General features: G+C 72.6%; 13 protein-coding genes and 1 pseudogene. 2 read left to right on the top strand and 12 right to left on the bottom strand.

Going from position 1 to position 15,821, the window contains the following annotated elements:
* Positions 1–30: 30 nt before the first annotated feature.
* Positions 31–906, bottom strand: coding sequence for an alpha/beta fold hydrolase (locus tag ABFX46_RS04750; protein ID WP_346040103.1), 876 nt, complete (start codon positions 904–906; stop codon positions 31–33).
* 59 nt (positions 907–965) lie between these two features.
* Here ABFX46_RS04750 and ABFX46_RS04745 point away from each other — a divergent pair, with 59 nt between their 5' ends.
* On the top strand, positions 966–1,697 hold the full coding sequence (locus ABFX46_RS04745) for a glycerophosphodiester phosphodiesterase (protein ID WP_346040102.1): 732 nt from the start codon (positions 966–968) through the stop codon (positions 1,695–1,697).
* A gap of 121 nt (positions 1,698–1,818) precedes the next feature.
* Here the strand turns inward: ABFX46_RS04745 and ABFX46_RS04740 are convergent, their stop codons facing one another.
* The 8 genes and pseudogenes from ABFX46_RS04740 to ligD (ABFX46_RS04700) form a co-directional block, all read right to left on the bottom strand.
* Positions 1,819–3,276 (bottom strand): DEAD/DEAH box helicase, encoded by a 1,458-nt coding sequence (locus ABFX46_RS04740; protein ID WP_346040101.1) that lies wholly within the window; start codon positions 3,274–3,276, stop codon positions 1,819–1,821.
* A gap of 583 nt (positions 3,277–3,859) precedes the next feature.
* On the bottom strand, positions 3,860–4,159 hold the full coding sequence (locus ABFX46_RS04735; RefSeq protein WP_346040100.1) for a GlsB/YeaQ/YmgE family stress response membrane protein: 300 nt from the start codon (positions 4,157–4,159) through the stop codon (positions 3,860–3,862).
* Between the two features lie 113 nt (positions 4,160–4,272).
* Positions 4,273–4,572, bottom strand: coding sequence for a DUF3107 domain-containing protein (locus ABFX46_RS04730; protein ID WP_346040099.1), 300 nt, complete (start codon positions 4,570–4,572; stop codon positions 4,273–4,275).
* Between the two features lie 94 nt (positions 4,573–4,666).
* Positions 4,667–5,296, bottom strand: coding sequence for a TetR/AcrR family transcriptional regulator (locus ABFX46_RS04725; protein WP_346040098.1), 630 nt, complete (start codon positions 5,294–5,296; stop codon positions 4,667–4,669).
* A 221-nt stretch (positions 5,297–5,517) separates the two neighbouring features.
* Positions 5,518–5,799, bottom strand: coding sequence for a hypothetical protein (locus ABFX46_RS04720; protein WP_346040097.1), 282 nt, complete (start codon positions 5,797–5,799; stop codon positions 5,518–5,520).
* Complete coding sequence (locus tag ABFX46_RS04715) at positions 5,796–7,151, bottom strand: dihydrolipoyl dehydrogenase family protein (RefSeq protein ID WP_346040096.1); 1,356 nt, start codon at positions 7,149–7,151, stop codon at positions 5,796–5,798. Before ABFX46_RS04715 ends, ABFX46_RS04720 begins: the two co-directional genes overlap by 4 nt.
* A gap of 108 nt (positions 7,152–7,259) precedes the next feature.
* Positions 7,260–8,168 carry a non-homologous end-joining DNA ligase gene (ligD, locus tag ABFX46_RS04710; protein WP_346040095.1) on the bottom strand — a complete coding sequence of 303 codons (909 nt, stop codon included), beginning with the start codon at positions 8,166–8,168 and terminating at the stop codon, positions 7,260–7,262.
* Positions 8,169–8,765: 597 nt separating this feature from the next.
* Positions 8,766–9,697 (bottom strand): annotated as a pseudogene (ligD, locus tag ABFX46_RS04700) (non-homologous end-joining DNA ligase).
* 143 nt (positions 9,698–9,840) lie between these two features.
* Between ligD (ABFX46_RS04700) and ku the strand changes: the two are divergent.
* Positions 9,841–10,728 (top strand): non-homologous end joining protein Ku, encoded by an 888-nt coding sequence (gene ku, locus ABFX46_RS04695; RefSeq protein ID WP_346040093.1) that lies wholly within the window; start codon positions 9,841–9,843, stop codon positions 10,726–10,728.
* Positions 10,729–10,809: 81 nt separating this feature from the next.
* Here the strand turns inward: ku and ABFX46_RS04690 are convergent, their stop codons facing one another.
* The 3 genes from ABFX46_RS04690 to ABFX46_RS04680 form a co-directional block, all read right to left on the bottom strand.
* Positions 10,810–11,112 (bottom strand): response regulator, encoded by a 303-nt coding sequence (locus ABFX46_RS04690; protein ID WP_346040092.1) that lies wholly within the window; start codon positions 11,110–11,112, stop codon positions 10,810–10,812.
* Positions 11,097–13,379: an MMPL family transporter gene (locus ABFX46_RS04685; RefSeq protein WP_346040091.1), complete on the bottom strand. Its 2,283-nt coding sequence runs from the start codon at positions 13,377–13,379 to the stop codon at positions 11,097–11,099. The genes ABFX46_RS04690 and ABFX46_RS04685 overlap by 16 nt, the downstream gene beginning before the upstream one ends.
* Positions 13,380–13,519: 140 nt before the next feature.
* Positions 13,520–15,676 (bottom strand): MMPL family transporter, encoded by a 2,157-nt coding sequence (locus ABFX46_RS04680; RefSeq protein WP_346040090.1) that lies wholly within the window; start codon positions 15,674–15,676, stop codon positions 13,520–13,522.
* Positions 15,677–15,821 lie beyond the last annotated feature (145 nt).

Genomic DNA, 15,821 nt, shown 5'->3' with positions numbered 1-15,821 from the left:
CGGTGACGATCCCGAAGGCGTCGCCGCGCGTTACTTCAGGGTGTGTTCCGTTTCGTTCCAGAAGGCCCTCAGGGCGGCCGCGGTGGTCTCCGGGGCCTCCCAGGCGGGGGAGTGGGCGGCGCCCGGGATGACGACCTTGGCGGCGTTCAGGTGCTCCGCCATCGCGGCCTGGGTGGCGGGGGACCACACGTCGTCGTTCTCGCCGTAGAGGACGAGCGTGCGCAGCCCCGAGTCGGTGCAGTTCTTGGCGAGTTCGTCGACGCGGTCGGGTGCGGAGAGGATCTCGCCGGCCATGCAGGCGAGGCCGATCTCGGAGTTGCCGAGCGTGCGGGCCCTGAGGAAGGCGACGATCTCCTGGTGGACGCCGCGCCCCAGGTAGTCCGGTTCGAGGCTGAGTGCCCAGATCTGCTCCATGCCGAGTTCGGGGATGGCGTCGCGGAGGGCGCGGGCCTTGGCGGCGGCCTGGCCGTCGACCGCGGCGGGGCCCGAGCTCATCAGGGTCAGCGACGCCGGCAGGGCCCCGGACAGGACGGTCTCCCGGCACACGAGCCCGCCGAACGAGTGGCCGACCAGGTGCACCGGGTCGGGGCCCAGGACGTCCAGGACGGCCGCGATGTCCTCGCCGAGGGCGGCGCGGGTGTAGGCGGCCGCGTCGTCGGGGCCGATCGACTCGTACTGGCCGCGCATGTCGACGGCGATGACGCGGCGGCCGGACGCGGCGAGCGTCTGCAGGACGGCGAGGAAGTCCTCCTTGCTGCCGGTCAGCCCGGGGACGAGCAGCGCGGGGAGGCGTTCGGGCACGCCCGAGCCCGGCAGCGCCTCCAGTGCGGCGAGCGGGCCGCGCGACGTCTCGATGGTCGTACGGCTCACGCCGGGGGGCAGGGTCAGGAACCGGGGCGTACTCACGGGGTACCAGCCTAGTCAATGGAGGTCGGTGAAAAAGTTTCGGTGGTAGCGTCACGAGCGTGCCATCCAAGCCGGCCATCTCCGCGCACCGCCGTGACGAGGCGGGGCTCGCGGGGCTCAGCGAGGCCGCCGAATCCGGCGCCGAGTACGTGGAGATCGACATCAGGCGGACGGGGGACGGGCGGCTCGTCGTCCACCACGACCCCGAGGTCGGCGGGCTCCGCATCGGCAGGCTGAGCTACGCGCGGGTCCAGGACCTCGCGTCCCGTCCCGTCCCGCTGGTCAGCGAGGCCATGGACGTCATCGCCGGCCGCGCCAAGGGCCACCTCGACCTCAAGGAGCGCGGCTGCGAGCACGAGACCGTCGCCCTCGCCGTGGAGGCGTTCGGGCGGGACGGCTTCGTCGTCACCACCCGCGAGGTCACCTCGCTGTTCGAGATCAAGAAGAGCTTCCCCGGCGTCCGGACGGCGCTGTCGGTGGGGCGCAACCTGTGGGAGCGCGGCGCCGCGCACGACTTCGCGCCGCTGCGCCTCATCCGCCGGGCGGGCGCCGACATGGTCGCGCTCAACCACCGGCTGGCCCGCGTCGGCGTGCTGCGCCAGTGCGGCCGCGCCGGGATCCCCGCCATGATCTGGACGGTCAACGCCGAGCCGGTGATGCGGCGCTTCCTCGGCGACCCGCGCGTCGCCGTCCTGGTGACCGACCACCCCGGCACCGCCCTGAAGCTGCGCGACGAGGACGGCGACGGCACGGACCGCCCGAACCGCCGAAACGGCCGCTCCCGCACATAGACACCCCGCCAGGGCGTGGCCCCAGGTCCGCCCGTGGCACGGCCCTCGCGCGTCGTTCGGGCCCGGAAACAGCACAACCGCGAGACCGTGTGGTGGTCTCGCGGTCGTAACCAGGTGCGGATCAGGCCGTCTGCGGCGCCTCCGCGCTCTCGGACGCGGCCGTCGCCGCGGCCGCCGGCTTGCCGGCGCGGGTGCGGCGGCGGGTCCGGCTGCGCTTGCGCTCGGTCGCCACCGCGTCCACCACCGTGTCGGCGACGGTGCTCTCCGCGGCGGTCTCGGCCTCCGCCGCGGTCGCCTCGATCGGCTTGCCGGCGCGGGTGCGGGTCCGGCTGCGCTTGCGGCGGCGCGGCCGGGGCCGCTCCTCCTCGGCGCGGCCGCCCCGCGGGTGGCTGCGGACCTTGCCGGTCTCGCCGATGTCCTCGAGCTCCTCGGCGTCCAGCCCGGCGCGCCCGTGCTGCTGGTCCTTCGGCAGCCGCCCCTTCGTGCCCGCGGGGATGCCGAGGGTCTCGAAGAAGTGCGGGGACGTCGAGTAGGTCTCCTGCGGCTCGGCGAACGGCAGGTCGAGCTGCCCGTTGATCAGCTTCCACCGGGTGAGGTCGGACCAGTCGATCAGCGTGACCGCGACGCCCCGCTTGCCCGCGCGGCCGGTCCGGCCGATGCGGTGCACGTAGGTGTCGGCGCTGTCGGGGCACTCGTAGTTGACGACGTGGGTGACGTCGTCGACGTCGAGGCCGCGGGCCGCCACGTCGGTGGCCACCAGCACGCCGATCTTGCCGTTGCGGAACGCGCGCAGCGCCCGCTCGCGCTGGCTCTGGCCGAGGTCGCCGTGCACGGCGGCGGCGTCGAAGCCGCGCTGCGCGAGGTCGGCGGCCACCCGGTCGCAGGCCCGCTTGGTCTGGCAGAAGATCATCGTCAGCCCGCGGCCCTCGGCCTGCAGCAGCCGCGCCAGCATCTCCGGCTTGTCCATCTGGTGGGCCTGGAAGACGTGCTGGGCGACCTGCGGCGTCGCGTCGGACTCGGTGTGCGACTCGGCCCGGACGTTGGTGGGCCGGGTCAGGTACTGCCGCGACAGCGCGACGATCTCGCCCGGCATGGTCGCCGAGAACATCATCGTCTGGCGCTGCGCCGGGATCCGCTTGATGATCCGCTCGATGTCGGGCAGGAACCCGAGGTCGAGCATGCGGTCGGCCTCGTCCAGCACCAGGATCCCGACCTTGGACAGGTCGAGGTGCTTCTGCTTCACGAGGTCGAGGAGCCGCCCGGGGGTGCCGACGACCACGTCGACGCCGTCGCGGAGGGCGTTGATCTGCGGCTCGTACGCGCGCCCGCCGTAGACGGACAGGACGCGGGTGCCGAGCTTGCCGCCGGCGACGAGCAGATCGTCCGTCACCTGGAGGGCCAGCTCGCGGGTCGGTGCGACGACGAGCGCGCGCGGCTCCTTGCCGCCGTGCTCGATGCGCTGCAGCAGCGCGGCGCCGAACGCGAGGGTCTTGCCGGTGCCCGTGCGGGCCTGGCCGATGATGTCGTGCCCGCCCAGCGCGATCGGCAGGGCGAGTTCCTGGATGGGGAACGCTTCCACGATGCCCTCTGCTTCAAGGGCGTCTGCTATCTCGGGAACGACCCCGAGTTCACGAAAGGTAGTCAGGGCTTTCAGCCTCCAATATGCGGGGTCTCCACTCCCGGGTGCGGCGCGGCTCGCCGGCGCGGCGCCGTCCTCGCGGACGTGCCCGTCGAACGTATGGCCGCGCGCTCGCGCGGGAGGGACCAGCCGTTGCTCAAATCTCTCGGCGACCGCAGTCAGGGGTTGAAAGCAGTCACTCACGGTGGCTGCGTGCGGTCACACTCCGCGACGCAGTGTACCGACCGGCCGTTGTATACACCAATAGCCGATCACTCCACCCAACGTTTCCATGGTTTCGTCTATTCCATGCCCGTTCCTCCAGGCATTATCCGGCGGGGGTAGCCGCGTCCGGACGCCCCCTGCCCGGCCCCGCCCGAACGGCCACATCCGGACAGTCCGCGCCCCGGCGATCACCGCCCGTCCCCCCGATGTCGTCCGGCCGGTGGCCTTCCGCGCGGCCGGAGCGCCATGAGGGCGCCCGGGCAGGGGAAAGCCCCCGCCGGGGGGGACGGGGGCCTTCGCCTAGGGGTCGAGCGGTGCGTCAGAACGTGCCGCGGCGCGTGCGCCAGCCGCCCCTGCGGCCGCCGCGTCCGCGCGTGTTGAGGCCGGTGAGCGCGGCCACGCCGAGCGCGGCGATCACGATCGCGAACACGAAGGCGATGACGGTGCCCGCGCCGAGCGCGTCCGCCACCACGCCTCCGAGGATGGCGCCGGCGATCCCGATGAGGAGCGTCAGCAGAATGCCGATCGGGTTGCGGCCCGGGACGAGCAGCCGCGCGAGGGCTCCGATGACGGCACCGACGACGATGAACCAGAGGATCGTCGTGAGCATGTCGATCATCCATTCCTTTTCCGTGGGCCGGACCGGGCGGTCCGTGCACGGAGATCGATATGCCCGTCGTGCCGGAATGAAACAAAGCGCAGGTCAACGCCCGGTCGAACCGCGGCAAGCCGTCACGCGTACTGCGTGCCGAAGCCCACGCTGCGCTGCTCCTCCTCGGAGATCTCCAGGTAGCCGACGCGGGCGGCCGGGATCACGATCCGGCCGGCGCGCCTGTCCTTGAGGACCAGCACCCCGTTCGGCTCGCCGAGGGCCTGCGACAGCGCGTCCGTCACCTCGTCGGCCGACTGCGCCGTGTCCACCACCAGCTCCTTGGGAACGTTCTGCACCCCGATGCGCACCTGCAACGTGCTGCTCCCGTCGTCCGTCGCGTCCCGCCGACCGCCGGCGGGACCGTCCTCCGATCGTCGCACGGAGATCACCCGATGCGCCGTCACACGGTTGAGCCGAGGGTGAACGCCCGGCGCGCGGGACGCCCGCGGGGGGCCGCCCGGCCGCCGCCGCGGCTCAGGGCTGGTCGGCCGTGCGGGGGAAGCCGGAGATGCCGCGCCAGGCCAGCCGGGCGATGATCTTCTCGGCGGTGTCCTTGGGGATGGCGCGGTGCTGGGAGAGCCAGAACCGGGCGCTGACCTCCGCCATGCCGACCAGGCCCATGCCGAGCAGGTGCGCCTCCTCGGCGGCGGCGCCCGTGTCCTCGGCGATGACCTGGGCGATCATCTCCGCGCACTGCTGGTTGGCGCGGTCGACGCGGGCCCGGACGGGCGCCACGTTGCGCAGGTCCGACTCGAACACGAGCCGGTAGGCCTCGCCGTCGCCCGCCACGAAGTCGTAGAACGCCTGCATGCTCGCCTGGACGCGCAGCTTGTTGTCCGTGGTGGACTCCAGCGCCTCCCGGACGATCTTCACCAGGTTCTCGGCGTGCTCGTCCAGCAGGGCCAGGTACAGCTCCAGCTTGCCCGGGAAGTGCTGGTAGAGCACGGGTTTGCTGACGCCTGCGCGCTCGGCGATCTCGTCCATCGCCGCAGCGTGGTACCCCTGCGCGACGAACACCTCCTGGGCCGCGCCGAGCAGCTGCCTGCGGCGCGCCAGCCGCGGCAGCCTCGTGCCGCGGGGGCGGGCGTCCGGGGTCGCGGTCACCACACTCTCCGATCACCGAATCGTCGCGACGGGAGGGGGTTTCCGTCGCGTGTTGACAATCACATCATCCTACGCGCCAGTAACTCCGCTGGTCGCATACGAGCACCGGCGGCGTTCCTTCGCGCAGGTCAGTGTATTCCCGCCGGGACGGGCGCCACCCCGCGCCGATCTTTTTCGAAAACCTTGTTGCCTGTGACGGGGCCCAGCCGGGACCGGCCGGCTCAGCGGTACTCGTCCTCGTCGAGCCGCACTTCGCGCCGCTGCTCGGCCACGTCGGCGTCGTTCGCCTCGTCCGGCATGGGCGCCGCGCCGACGCGCTCGTCCTCCTCGTCGAGCGCGGCGCGCTGCTCGGCCGCGTCGGCGTCGTTGGCGTCGTCGGGCATGGGGGCGGCTCCGGCCCCGGCGTCGTAGTCGTCCAGGCCGGCGCGCTGCTCGGCGGCGTCGGCCTCGTTCGCCTCGTCCGGCACGGGTGCCGCACGGGCCGGGTCCTCGGTCTCGCTCATCTCGGATCCTCCTCCGCGGTGCCGCCGGCCGGCGCCCCCGCCAGCTCGCGCAGCGGCGCCTCGACGGCCTCGCCATAGGTCGGGAACGCGTGGACGACGTCGGCGAGCAGGCTCAGCGGCGTCTCCGCGCGGATGGCCAGGGCGATCTCGCTCATCCACTCCTCGGCGTACAGTCCGGCCGCGGCGGCGCCGACCAGGACTCCGCGGGAGCGGTCGGCGTACAGTTCCACCCGGCCGCGCTCGTCGGCCTCCACGGCGGCCCGCGCCGTCGCGGCGAGGTCGTACCCGGCGGTGTGGAGGTCTATGCGAAGTTCGTCCGCCTGCATGGGTGAGATCCCCACCGAGTAGACGGTGGGGGAGGTGTAGACGACGCGCGGGATCGCCCGGTAGTCGGCCTCGCGGCGCCGCCCGAGGAGGTTCGACAGCGCGATGCGGGCCTGGTAGCGGGCCGCGTGCGCCGTGCGCGCGATGCCCGTGACGTCGCCGGCCGCCCACACGCCCCCGGTGGCGGACGGCACCGCGCACGTCTCGTCCACGGGGATCCCCTGGCCCGGCGTCACGGTGACGCCGAGGTTCTCCAGCCCGAGGCCCGCCACGCGGGGACGGCGCCCGGCGGCGACGAGGACGCGGTCGGCGTCGAGCGTCCCGCCGTCCGACAGCCAGAGCCGCACGCCGACGTCCTTGCGCTCGACGTTGCCGACGGCGGCGCCGAGCCGCAGGTCGACGCCCATCCGGCGCAGCGCGTCCGCGAGGACCTCGCCGGCGAACGGCGCCTCCGCGGTCAGCAGCCGCCCGGACGCCTCGACGACCGCGACCTGCGACCCGAACGCCGCGTACACCTGCGCCAGCTCGCAGCCGACCGGGCCGCCGCCGAGGATCACCAGCCGGCGCGGCAGGTCGGGCACCGACAGCGCCTCCGCGCTCGTCCAGAGCGGGACGTCCGCGAGCCCCTCGACCGGCGGGATCACCGGCTCGCTGCCGGTGCAGACGACGAGGTCGCCGTAGCCGTGCACGGCCCCGTCGACCTCGACGCGCCCGGGTTCGAGGACCCGGCCCCGGCCGCGCAGCACGGTGACGCCGTCCTCGGCCATCCGCGCGACGGCCGGGTCGTCGCCCCGGTGCCCGGCCAGCGCGTCGCGCCGGGCGAGGGCCATCTCCCAGGTCTCGCCGCGGCGCGCCGACAGCAGCAGCGACTTGGACGGCACGCACGCGAAGTACGGCGACTCCCCGCCGACCAGGCGGCTCTCGACGAGGGCGACGTCCCGCCCGGCGCGGGCGAGGCCGGTCGCGACCCGTTCCCCCGCCGTCCCCCCGCCCAGCACCACGGCGTCGTAGTGGTGGTTCTGCGACACTGCTCTTCCTTCCGCCCCGCATCGGTGTCCCCGCGTCCATGGTGGCGGAATCCGATGCCGGAGAGTGCCGGTTCGAACACATAGGGCACTCGAATTTCGGCGGGATTGTCAGGGAAGGGGGCGGTGGTCCTCCAGGAGCGGCGCGAGGAGGTCGCCGTGCCCGTCCACCCGGGTCAGCACGTCGTCGGGGCCGAACACCAGGTCGGCGGCGTCCGCGCACGACCCGAGCTCGTCCCACGTGACCGGGGTCGACACCGACGGGCGGCTCGCCGCGCGCAGCGAGTACGGCGCGACCGTCGTCTTCGCCGGGTTGTTCTGGCTCCAGTCGACGAAGACCTTGCCCTTGCGCAGCCGCTTCTCCATCTTCGCGACGACCAGCCGGGGGTGCGCCTCCGCGAGCCGCTGCGCGATGGACTTGGCGTACTCCGACGTCCGCTCGGCCTCCTTGGGCTCCTCGATCGGGACGTACAGGTGCAGGCCCTTCTTGCCGCTCGTCTTCGGATAGGACTCCAGACCGTCCTCGGCGAGCAGGCCGCGGAGCAGCCGCGCGACCTCGCACGCCTCCACGACCGTGGCGGGCGGGCCCGGGTCGAGGTCGAAGACGAGGAGGTCGGGGGCGTGGACCTTGCCGCGCGGCCCGACCTTCCACTGCGGGACGTGCAGCTCCAGCGCCGCGAGGTTCGCGCACCACACGAGCGTGGGCAGGTCGTCGACCACGACGTAGTCGAGCGTCTCGCGGCCCCGCGTGCTGCCGGGGCTCGGCACGGTCGCGGTGCGGATCCAGCCGGGCGTGTGGGACGGGGCGTTCTTCTCGAAGAACTTGCCGCCGTCGACGCCGTCCGGCCAGCGGATGCGGGTGGCGGCCCGGTCCTTCAGGTGCGGCAGCATCACGGGGGCGATGCGCGCGTAGTAGTCGATGACCTCGCCCTTGGTGAACTCGGGGTAGAGGTCCTTGTCGAGGTTGGACAGCGTGAGCTGCCGCCCGTCCACCTCGACCGTCGTCTTCGTGCCACTCAATGGACACCCCTGGCGCCTCTCGTCGGCCGCCGCCTCGAACCGGGCGCGCATGCGGAATGAGGCGCCGTACCCTTCGGTTCTCGCTCCTCCCGCGAATCAACACACGGTAATGATGAGATTGCCCAGTGCAGCTTAGGTATGCGTTCCGGCACTACCCCACCGCCTGCCGACGACAGGCGCTGTCGCGGGCATTCGGGTGTGCGCGGGTGGTGTACAACGACGCGCTCCGGGCGCGCCGGGCCGCTCGCGAGGCCGGGTCGCCGCTGGTGTCGGCCGCTCGGGTGGGGGCGCCCCGGTTCAAGTCCCGCAAGGATGGCCGGCAATCGGGCCGCGTGGACGGGGCACCCGCCGCCACGGGCGAACAGAGGGGCAGCAAGAATAGAGACAAGGCCCGCACGAGGGTTGCCCGCCGCCACGCCGAGGTCGCCGACGCGCGCCGGGCCGCGCGGGGGCGGCGGAGACACTGAACGCATGTGGAGGGCAGGGAGGACCCCGACCCGTCGGGGCGCAGCCCGGCGAAGCAGGAAGCCACGGAAGTGCCGCACTGACAACAGCGCGGCACAGGCCGAATCCCCGGCTTTCGAGCCGGAGAGCGCGTCAATGCTCACTCGTGACCTCCAGGGGGTCCTTGTCGTCACGCAGGCCCCGCCAGGACGGGAAGCGCAGGCGGCCGTCCCTGGTGCGGGCGCTGTAGGCGACCTCCCCGACGAGCTGCGGCTCAACCCATTGGGCGTCCCTGGCGAACTCGCGCGGGACGGCCTCGTCGGGCGGCGCAGCGGCCACAGCGTCTCGTACAGCTCGTCCAGGGCGCGGTCGGTGAAGCCCGTGCCGACGTGGCCGACGAACCCGAGCATGCCCTTCACGTCGTACTCGCCCAGCAGGAGCGAGCCGACGCCGCCCTCGCGCCGGCCCTTGCCCGGTTTCCAGCCGCAGACGACGACCTCGCGCGTCATGAAGTTCTTCACCTTGCGCCAGAAGTCGACGCGGCGTCCGGGGCGGTACGGCGAGTCGAGCCGCTTGGCGAGCACGCCCTCCAGATGCTGCTCGCGGGTGAAGTCGAGCAGCTCCCGCACCTGCGTGTCGTCGCCGCCGTGCAGGTACGGGGGGACCTCCACGGGGCCGGATCCGGCCAGGTCGAGCTCGGCCAGCAGCGAGCGGCGGTCGGCGTACGGCAGGTCGTAGAGCAGGTGCCCGTCCAGATACAGGACGTCGAACACCACGTACCTGACCGGGACGAGCCGGATCAGCCGCGGGTCGGGGTGCTCGACGTGCATCCGGCGCTGGAGGCGCTCGAAGCTCGGCCGCCCCTCGTCGAAGGCGACGACCTCGCCGTCCAGGACGACGTCGTTGTCGGGCAGCAGGTCCGCCAGCGCGGACAGCTCCGGGTAGCGGCCCGCCACGTCGCCGCCGCGCCGCCCCGCGGCCCGGACGCCGTCCGCGGAGACGTACGCCAGCACGCGGACGCCGTCCCACTTCAGCTCCAGGCCCCACTGCTCGCCGTCGGAGGGGAGGTCCCCGGTGGCGGCCATCATCGGCTCAACGGGCCACGGCATGGTCATACCGCCGTCTTACCCGGCCCCCGCCCCGCAGAAAAGGATCAAGGCGCCGTTCTGGCGCAAATCACGCGGGGTTGCGACGCTAGGAGCCGGAACGTGCGGGGTAAGGACGGATCATGCGGAGTATCTGGAAGGGCGCGATCTCGTTCGGGCTGGTGACGATACCGGTGAAGCTCTATTCGGCGACCGAGCAGAGGGACGTCAGCTTCCACCAGGTGCACCGGGAGGACGGCGGGCGCATCAAGTACAAGCGGGTCTGCACGGTCGACGGCGAGGAGGTGCCGTACTCCGACATCGCCAAGGGGTACGAGCTGCCGTCCGGCGAGATGGTCATCCTCACCGACGAGGACTTCGCCGAGCTGCCGCTGTCGTCCAGCCGCCGGATCGACGTCCTGCAGTTCGTGGAGCAGGAGGAGGTCGACCCGATCTACTTCGCGAAGTCCTACTACCTGGAGCCGGACGCGCAGGGCGCGAAGCCCTACGTGCTGCTCCGCGATGCGCTGGAGAACTCCGGGCAGGTCGCCATCGTGAAGGTCGCGCTGCGGCAGCGCGAGTCGCTCGCGACGCTGCGCGTCCGCGAGGGCATCTTCGTGCTGGAGACGATGCTGTGGCCGGACGAGGTCCGCACCCCCGACTTCCCGTTCCTGGACGAGGACATCGAGATCCGCAAGCAGGAGCTGTCGATGGCGACGTCGCTGATCGAGTCGATGGAGGGCGAGTTCGACCCGACGGAGTACAAGGACGCCTACCGGGAGGCGCTCCAGGCGGTGATCGACGCCAAGATCGAGGGCCGCGAGGTGACCCGGCCCGAGGAGGCCGAGGAGGAGCCCGCCGCCGACCTGCTCAGCGCGCTGCGCGCCAGCGTCGAGGCCGCCAAGAAGAGCCGCGGCGAGCGCGACGGCAAGGCCGCGTCCTCGTCGGGGAAGAAGCCGGCGCGCAAGTCGTCCGCGAAGTCGACCGCCAAGAAGGAACCCGCGAAGAGCCGCAGCCGCAAGTCCGCCTGAGCCGGGCGCCGGCTTGGAAGACACGTGCCCGCGAAGAGCCGCGGCCGCAAGTCGGCCTGAGACCCGGGCCGGGCGGGTGGGTCAGTTGTCGCGGCGGGCGGTGAGGACGCGGCCGAGCGCGGTGGCGGCGCCGGACGGGTCGGTGCAGGGCGCGATCCGCTCGCCCCAGCCGTAGCAGTAGGACCAGGCGCCGCCGGTCCCCTCGGGGGCGGCGATGACGCTCTCGTTGATCCGCCGCACGTGCGGGTCGGCGACGAGCGCGGACGGGCGGCGGTCGCCGGGCGCGGCCACCTCGACGGCCCAGCCGGCGGCGCGCAGCGCGTCGGTGAGCCGCTCCAGGTGCGCGAGCGCCGTCTCGTCGTCGATGATCACCCGCGTGGCCATGGTGCCTCCAAAGGGACGTCCCGTGATGTGGTGTGGGTGTCCGCCGGACGCGGTCCGTCGCGGTACGCGTCACGCGAGGTGGTGCCGGTGGAATGACGTTCAGTCTCGCGCCGGGTGAGGGAGATCACAAGCGGTTTCCGCGGATTGGTGGCCGGGGTTTCACGAATTCCGTACCTGCCGTAGAGACGGGCGAGGGGCCCGGGCGCCCACCAGTTCACCCGGCCCATCAGCCGCATCATCGCGGGCACGAGCAGCGCGCGGACGACCGTGGCGTCCATCGCGATCGCGACCGCCATCCCGACGCCGACCATCTTGATGAACGTGATGCCGGACGTCGCGAACGCGCCGATCACGACGATGAACAGCACCGCCGCGCTGGTGATGATCGAGCCGGTGCGCTCGACGCCCGCCGCGACGGCGGTGGTGTTGGAGCCGGTGCGGTCGTACTCCTCGCGGACCCGGGAGAGCAGGAACACCTCGTAGTCCATCGAGATGCCGAACAGCAGGACCAGCATCAGGATCGGCATCGCCGGCGCGATCGCCCCGAGGGCCGTGAAGTTCAGCAGGCCGGACAGGTGGCCTTCCTGGAAGATCAGCACGACCAGCCCGAACGTGGCCGACAGCGACAGCAGGTTCATCACGATCGCCTTCAGCGGCAGCACCACCGAGCCGAACGCCAGGAACAGCAGCACGAACGTCGCGCCCCCGACGAGCAGCGCGAGCCACGGCAGCGTGCCGCCGAGGCCGGCGAGCTCGTCCACGACCTCGGCCGTCGAGCCGCCGACGTGCACCTGCGCCCCGGCCGGCGCCGGGGCGTCCCTGACCTCCTGGACGAGGTCGCGCGTGGCGGCGGAGTACGGGTCGGCGTCGTAGCGCACCGAGATCTGCGCGGTCGTGCCGCTGGAGCCGGTGACGGCCGCGTCGGCGGCGCCGGGCAGCGCGGCGAGGCGCTCGCCGAAGGCGTCGATCGCGGCCCGGTCGGACGTTCCCGTCACGACCGCGTTGATCGGGCTGGTCGCGTTGCGCGGGAACCGCGTCTCCAGGGCCTCGGCGACGGCGCGGGCATCGGTGCCGGCCGGCAGCGCCTCGGCGTCGATCCCGCCCCAGTTGATGCGCAGGAACGGGCCGCCCAGCGTGACGAGCAGCGCCACGGTCGCGACCACGTAGACGACCGGGCGGCGCATCACGCTGTAGGCGATCCGCCCCCACCAACCGCGGGACGCCCGGTGCCGGCGCCGCCGCCGGATCGGCAGCGCGTCGACCTTCGGGCCGAGGACGGAGAGCAGCGCGGGCAGCACGGTCAGCGCCCCGAGCATGCACACGAACACCGTGGCGATGCCGCCGTAGCCCATCGAGACCAGGAAGTTCTGGTCGAACAGCAGCAGCCCGGACAGGGCCACCGCGACCGTGACGCCGGAGACCGCGACCGTGCGCCCGGCCGTGTTCATGGTGGTGGCGAGGGCGTCCTCGACGGACGTCCCGTCCCGCCGGAGCTCCTCGCGGAAGCGGCTGACCATGAACAGGCCGTAGTCGATGGCGAGGCCGAGGCCGAGGAACGTGCTGATGTTCACCGCGAAGATCGACACGTCGGTGAGCTGCGCGACGACGTGCAGGGCGGTGAACGAGCCGAGGATCGCGATGCCGCCGACCAGCAGCGGCAGGCTCGCCGCGACCAGCCCGCCGAAGATCAGCACGAGCAGCACGAGCAGGATCGGCATGGCGATGGCCTCGGCGCGGGGGATGTCCGAGGCGACGCGGTCGTTGATGGCGGCGGAGGTGGCGACCGAGCCGCCGACCTCGGCGGTGAGCCCGCCGCCCACGTCGTCCAGCCCGCCCTTGACCGCCTGGTAGGCGGCGTCCCGGGCGGTCTCGTCGGCGCCGGCGAGTTCGAGGACGGCGTAGGTGGACGTCCGGTCCGCGCTGACGAACTGCGGCGCGCCGGTCGTCCAGTACGTGGCGGTGCCGACGACCTTGTCCTGCGGCAGCGCGGCGAGGGCCCGCTCGACGGACGACCGGTAGGACGGGTCGTCGACCGTGGTCCGGCCCTCGTAGAGGATCACGACGTCGGCGGCGTCCCGGCCGAGGGCCTGCTCGCTGATCTGCCGGGCCTTCGTGCTCTCGCTGCCGGGCGTCTCGAAGCCGCCGGACGAGCTCAGCGCGCCGAAGACGCCCGTCCCCCACACACCGGCGAAGACGAGCAGCGCCCCGGCGGCGGCGAGGACCCACCGGCGCCTCCGGTGGACCCAGCGGCCCCATCGATCGAACATCCGTCGTCCCCCGCCCGCCCGCGACCTCCGGTGTTACCGACAAGCAGGGTAAGCAGCGCTTTGTACTGGTTTGACCTGATTCGGTGGCCGGCGGTGCGGGCCGCCGGCCACCGAACGCCCCCGCTCCCGGCGAGGCCCGCTCAGCCGACCGGCTCCAGCCGGGACGCCGGCGGTGCGGGGGAGTCGCCCTCGCGGATCCCGTACCTTCGGTAGATCTTCGCCAGCGGCCCCGGCGCCCACCAGTTGGCGCGTCCCATCAGCCGCATCGCCGCCGGCACGAGCAGCCCCCGCACGACCGTCGCGTCCATCAGGATCGCGATCGCCATCCCGACGCCCGTCATCTTGATGAACGTGATCCCCGACGTCGCGAACGCGCCGATCACGATGATGAACAGCAGCGCGGCGCTGGTGATGATCGAGCCGGTGCGCTGCATGCCGGCGGCGACGGCGGCCGTGTTGGAGCCGGTCAGGTCGTACTGCTCGCGGACCCGGGAGAGCAGGAACACCTCGTAGTCCATCGAGATGCCGAACAGCATCGCCAGCATCAGGATCGGCATCGCCGGGTCGATCGCGCCGGTCGCGGTGAAGTCCAGCAGGCCGGACAGGTGCCCGTCCTGGAAGATCAGCACGACCGCGCCGAAGGTGGCCGACAGCGACAGCGTGTTCATCACGATCGCCTTCAGCGGCAGCACCACCGACCCGAACGCCAGGAACAGCAGGACGAACGTCGCCCCGCCCACGAGCACCGCCAGCCAGGGCAGCGTCGCGCCGATGCTGCCGAGCTGGTCGACGACTTCGGCGGTCGCGCCCCCGACGTGGACCTGCGCGCCGGGCGGAGCCGGGACGTCCCGGACCTCCCGGACGAGGTCGCGCGCCGCGTCGGAGTTCGGCTCGGCCCGGTAGGTCAGCGAGATCCGCGTCGTCGTGCCCTCGGCACCGGTCACCTGCGCGCCCGTCACCCCCGGCACCGCCGCCAGGCGGTCCCCGTACGCCTGGACCGCGGCCCGGTCGGACGTCCCGGTCACCACCGCCTCGATCGGGCTGGTGGCGTTGCGGGGGAACTGCGTCTCCAGCGCCTCGGCGACGACCCGCGCCTCGGCGCCCTCCGGCATGGCCCGGGCGTCGACGCCGCCCCAGTTGATGCGCAGGAACGGGCCGCCGAGCGCGAGGAGCAGCGCCACCGTCGCCACCACGTAGACGACCGGACGGCGCATGACGCTGTGCGCGAGCCGCCCCCACCAGCCGTCGGTCCGGCTCTCCGAGCGCCGGCGCCGCCGCACCGGCAGCGCGTTGACCTTGGGTCCGAGGACGGCGAGGAGCGCGGGCAGCACGGTCAGCGCGGCGACCATGCACACGAACACGGTCGCGATGCCGCCGTAGCCCATCGAGACCAGGAAGTTCTGGTCGAACAGCAGCAGCCCGGACAGCGACACCGCGACCGTGACGCCGGAGACCGCGACCGTGCGCCCGGCCGTCGCCATCGTCGCGGCCAGCGCGTCCTCGACGGAGGAGCCTCGCCCGACCTCCTCGCGGAACCGGCTGACCATGAACAGTCCGTAGTCGATCGCGAGGCCCAGCCCCAGGAACGTGGTGATGTTCACCGCGAAGATCGACACATCGGTCACGTAGGTCAGCGCGTGCAGCGCGGTGAACGAGCCGAGGATCGCGATGCCGCCGATCAGCATCGGCAGGCTCGCCGACACCAGCCCGCCGAAGATCAGCACCAGCAGGACCATCAGGACGGGCATGGCCATGCCCTCGGCCCGCCCGATGTCGGACGAGACCCGCTCGTTGATCGCGGTCTCGGTGCCGACCGACCCGCCGACCGAGGCGGTGAGCCCGCCGCCGACCTCGGTCAGCTCGTCCTGCATCGCCTTGTAGTTGTCGCTGCGCGCTCCTCCGCCGGCGCCCGCGAGCCGCAGCACCGCGTACGTGGACTTGCGGTCCGCGCTGACGAACTGCGGCGCGCCGGTCGTCCAGTACGTCGCGGTCGAGGCGATCCGGTCCTGCGGCAGCGCGGCGAGCGCCCGCTCGACCGACGCCCGGTAGGACGGGTCGTCGACCGTGACCGGCCCCCGGTAGAGGACGACGACGTCCGCCTCGTCCCGCCCGAGGTCGTGCTCGGCGATCTGCGCCGCCTTGGCGCTCTCGCTGCCCGGCGTGTCGAATCCGCCGGCCGAGGTCAGCGCGCCGAACACGCCCGTCCCCCAGACGCCGGCGAAGACCAGTGCGGCGCCGGCCGCCGCGAGGACCCACCGTCTGCGGCGGTGGACCCATCGTCCCCATCGATCGAACATGACCCGTTCCCCCTGCCTGATAACAGCTGTAAGGTTGGTGAACGCCGTAAACTGCGAACAGCGTTAACTTTGCATACGGCGTTAGCTTCCGTCAAGGGTGTTTCTGGGGAATCATGCGAGGACGGCCGGACGCGGCCGCGGAGCA

The organism is Actinomadura chokoriensis, from assembly GCF_039529475.1.
Taxonomy (GTDB): Bacteria; Actinomycetota; Actinomycetes; order Streptosporangiales; family Streptosporangiaceae; genus Spirillospora; species Spirillospora bangladeshensis.
This window is presented reverse-complemented; position numbering and strand designations above follow the sequence as displayed.

Coding starts and splice junctions, on each gene's coding strand:
- ABFX46_RS04735 (WP_346040100.1), bottom strand. CDS start 4,159: ATGATCGACATGCTCACGACGATCCTCTGGTTCATCGTCGTCGGTGCC.
- ABFX46_RS04720 (WP_346040097.1), bottom strand. CDS start 5,799: ATGAGCGAGACCGAGGACCCGGCCCGTGCGGCACCCGTGCCGGACGAG.
- ku (WP_346040093.1), top strand. CDS start 9,841: ATGCGGAGTATCTGGAAGGGCGCGATCTCGTTCGGGCTGGTGACGATA.
- ABFX46_RS04690 (WP_346040092.1), bottom strand. CDS start 11,112: ATGGCCACGCGGGTGATCATCGACGACGAGACGGCGCTCGCGCACCTG.
- ABFX46_RS04685 (WP_346040091.1), bottom strand. CDS start 13,379: ATGTTCGATCGATGGGGCCGCTGGGTCCACCGGAGGCGCCGGTGGGTC.
- ABFX46_RS04680 (WP_346040090.1), bottom strand. CDS start 15,676: ATGTTCGATCGATGGGGACGATGGGTCCACCGCCGCAGACGGTGGGTC.